A 2,755-nucleotide genomic window follows, 5' to 3' on the forward strand; every position below is an offset into this window, starting at 1 on the left:
TATGCCATCATTTCCCACCCCGACGCGGGTAAAACCACGCTAACTGAAAAACTGCTGCTGTTCTCGGGTGCGATCCAGATAGCCGGCAGCGTCAAGGCCCGCAAGGCGGCGCGTCACGCCACCTCCGACTGGATGGAAATTGAAAAGCAGCGCGGTATCTCCGTGGCCAGCTCGGTCATGCAGATGGAATACCGCGACTGCGTGATCAACCTGCTCGACACACCGGGCCACCAGGATTTCTCTGAAGACACCTACCGCGTGCTGACCGCCGTGGACGCGGCGCTGATGGTGATCGACGCCGCCAACGGCGTGGAGCCGCAAACCCGCCGCCTGCTGCAGGTCTGCCGCGCGCGCAACACGCCCATCCTGACTTTCGTCAACAAGATGGACCGCGAGGTGCAGGATCCGATGAGCGTGATGGACGAGATCGAGCGCGAGCTCGGCATGACAGTCATTCCCTTCACGTGGCCGGTCGGCATGGGCAAGCTTTTCCATGGTGTCTACGACAGGCGCGAAGACCGCATGCGCGTCTTCAGCCCCGGCGAAGAAAAAGCCGGTGGTGACGATGAAATCCTGGCCGGCCTGGACAACGCCGAAGCCGCCAAGCGTTTTGGTGCCGAATACGCGCAGGCCCAGGGCGAAATCGAACTCGTGGCCGGCGCCACGCCTGAATTCAACCGCGCCGAATTCCTGGCCGGCAAACAGACGCCCATGTTCTTCGGCTCGGCCATCAACAACTTCGGCGTGCAGGAAGTGCTGGATGCGCTGGTCGACCTGGCACCGGCGCCCGCTGAACGTCCGGCCATCCAGCGCGTGGTGCATCCCGAAGAGAAAAAATTCTCCGGCGTGGTCTTCAAGATCCAGGCCAACATGGACCCGGCCCACCGCGACCGCATCGCGTTTTTGCGCGTGGCCAGCGGCGAATTCACCCGCGGCATGCGCCTGAAAGTAGTGCGCAGCGGCAAGGAGCTGCGGCCCAACACCGTGGTGAGCTTCATGAGCCAGCGCCGCGAGCTGCTCGACACCGCCTTCGCCGGCGACATCATCGGTATTCCCAACCATGGCGTGCTGCAATTGGGCGACACGCTCACCGAAGGCGAAGCCCTGCAGTTCACCGGCCTGCCCTTCTTTGCGCCTGAAATGTTCCGCGCCGTCGAGGTGGCCGATCCGCTGCGCAGCAAGCAGCTGCGCGCCGGCCTCACGCAGCTCGGTGAAGAAGGCGCGATCCAGGTGTTCCGCCCGATTGCCGGCTCATTGCTGCTGCTGGGCGCTGTCGGCCAGCTGCAGTTTGAAGTGGTGGCTCATCGGCTTGAGCATGAATACGGCGTCAAGGCCCGCATCATGGGCAGCAACTTCAACCTGGCGCGCTGGGTGACGTCCGAAGACCCGAACGAGCTCAAGAAATTCATGGACGCCAACGCCCACCGCGTGGCGCTGGATGCGGTCGATGCGCCCACCCTGCTGGTGGACCACAGCGCCACCCTGCGTGCGGTGGAACAGCAGTGGCCCAAGATCAAGTTCCACGCGCTGCGCGAGCACGCCGGGCTGGTTTTCCAGTCAAAAATGTAAGCCTTTTCGGCCTGCAGCCCAATCAGGACAAGCGCAAGCAGCTATAAAACTCATAGCAACTTGCGCACATTCCCTGAGGCCCCGGCCTTATTGGGCTTTGAGGAAATCGCCCACTTCCAGCAGGATCAGCTCGTTGTCGTCGGCCTTGTTCGGCTCGCGGCTGCTGGAAAAAGGCAGGTTGTTGTCGTTGCCGACCACAATGTGCGTGGCGTCCACCACGTCCACGTTTTCAATCGTGAAGAATGGGAACTTCAGCACACCGTCGTTCAGCGGCTTGCGCGACAGTTTTGCCGGATCGGCGATGTTGAGCAGATCGATGTAGCCGAYCTTGCGCACCGGCCCGCCCACGTTGGCGTCGGTCATTTCGATCTTGTAGACACGCTTGAACTTCGCGATGTCGTGGAAACAGTCAGTGCGCTTCTGGCCCTCGGGGCAGGCCTTGTCGGCCGTGCCTTCACCGTTGTCGCGCTCGATGATCAGGCCGGTCGTGGCGTCGATCATGTTGAAGTCGCCGATGGCATGGCCGTTGGCCTCCAGCGGATACATCCACGAGCGGCCGCTCCACTTACCCGCCTGGACGTCGAACTCCAGCACGCGCAGGGCCTCCTTGCCCGCCACGCGCTCATAGTCTTTTGCTTCGGCATTCCACACGGGACCTTCGAGCAGTGCGTACAGCTTGCTGCCGTCTTTCGACGACGCCATGCCTTCGAAGCCCTTGGAGCGCTTGACCTGGAAATCGACCGCGCCGCCGGGCGCACCCGGCGTGGTAACGGCAGGATGGTCGGGTGAACGCACAACCTTGCCGTCAACCAGCGTGTCAAACACCGCCAGCACTTTGCCCTTCATGTCGGCCTTGATCAGGAAAGGGCCAAACTCGTCACCGATCCACAGGGCGCCACCGGCAAACTGGAAGCTCTCGGTGTCAAAGTCGCTGCCCGTGAGGTAACGCTGCTTTGTGCCTTCATGGACGATGCGAAACGGCACTTTCCTGTCGGGATCACGCAGAAAAATCGTTTCCAGCCGCTTCATGGCGCCACCCTTGAAATCAACCTTGTAGCGGTTCAGGTACAGCATGGCGTCCGGCGAATTGGCTTTGGCGCCAAAGCCGTTGTCGGTGAKGATCCAGAAGCTGCCGTCGGGCATCTTTTTGATGCCTGAATGGCCCTGCAGCGGCTGGCCCTTGAAG

The 2,755-nt window shown here is 61.8% G+C and carries 2 protein-coding genes; one reads left to right on the plus strand and one right to left on the minus strand.

The genetic code is table 11. The annotated features are described in order from the left end of the window. A partial coding sequence (locus tag AC1D0Z_RS19010) for a peptide chain release factor 3 (protein ID WP_477659749.1) occupies positions 1-1,569 on the plus strand: 1,569 nt, incomplete at its 5' end. 87 nt (positions 1,570-1,656) lie between these two features. Here AC1D0Z_RS19010 and AC1D0Z_RS19015 read toward each other — a convergent pair. Further along, on the minus strand, positions 1,657-2,755 hold a 1,099-nt coding region (locus AC1D0Z_RS19015; protein ID WP_477659750.1), incomplete at its 5' end, for an esterase-like activity of phytase family protein.

It is taken from the genome of Polaromonas sp. P1_E3 (assembly GCF_056405935.1).